The organism is Streptomyces sp. A1136 (genome assembly GCF_004795055.1).
Taxonomy (GTDB): domain Bacteria; phylum Actinomycetota; class Actinomycetes; order Streptomycetales; family Streptomycetaceae; genus Streptomyces.
Genome location: NZ_SSBJ01000111.1, coordinates 1 through 964, shown reverse-complemented (window position 1 = coordinate 964; position 964 = coordinate 1). Strand labels below are relative to the sequence as shown.

The 964-nt window shown below is 68.2% G+C and carries 2 protein-coding genes; one reads left to right on the top strand and one right to left on the bottom strand.

All coding sequences use genetic code 11. The annotated features are described in order from the left end of the window. On the bottom strand, window positions 1-766 hold a 766-nt coding region (locus E6R62_RS37495; protein ID WP_240802135.1), incomplete at its 3' end, for a methyl-accepting chemotaxis protein. 1 nt (window position 767) lies between these two features. On the opposite strand from E6R62_RS37495, the gene E6R62_RS40460 reads away from it, so the two are divergent. Then, window positions 768-964, top strand: a 197-nt coding sequence (locus E6R62_RS40460) for a hypothetical protein (RefSeq protein ID WP_206308974.1), incomplete at its 3' end; no start/stop codon positions are given.

Here is a 964-nt window from a genome sequence, read left to right as displayed (position 1 = left end):
CGTCGCCTTGTGCGGCGGCAGCCATCGCCTTTGCCGGAAGATCCTTCACCGCCTTGTGTGGAAGCTGCACGGGTTTCGGCGTCACGTCGCGGATTTTTGCAGCCGTGCGCGCGACATCCGGAACCGCGACGGCAGCGCCAAGTTTGAAAATGCTGACCGCCTGCGACAGGCGTTCGGCCTGTTCCTGCATCGATTGCGCAGCGGCGGCGGCTTGCTCGACCAGCGCGGCGTTCTGCTGGGTCATGTCATCGATCCGGATGATCGCTTCATTGACCTGCTCGATACCGCTGCTCTGCTCGCTGTTGGCGCTGGTGATCTCGGACATGACGTCGGTGACGCGGCGAATGCTGGTGACGATGTTGTTCATCGTCACGCCGGCCTGCTCGACCAGCTTGCTGCCGGTGTCGACCTTGGCGACGGAGTCGTCGATGAGGATCTTGATTTCCTTGGCCGCAGCCGCACTGCGCTGGGCCAGGCTGCGCACTTCATCGGCCACCACCGCGAATCCGCGTCCGGCCTCACCGGCGCGGGCCGCTTCGATGGCGGCGTTCAGTGCCAGCAGGTTGGTCTGCTCGGCGATCGAGGTGATGACCTTGACGACGTTGCCGATCTCGGCCGAGCTCGCACCGAGCTTGGCCACCGTCGCGGTGGTGGTCTCCGCGGCGACGACGGCCTTGGCAGCGACCTCGCTGGCCTCGGCCGCGTTGGACGCGATCTCCCGGATCGACGCACCCATCTGCTCCGCACCGGCGGCGACGGTCTGCACGTTGCGCGAGACCTCCTCCGCGGCACCGGCCACGACGCCGGACTGCGCCGAGGTCTCCCCCGCCGACGCCGAGATCTGCGCCGACGACGCCGACAGCTCCTCCGACGACGCCGCCACCGCGTCCGCCGAGGCGGCGATCTCGCCGACCGTCGTCGCCATCGTGCCTGCGGCGCTGTTCAGCGCAGCCGCCATCTGGCC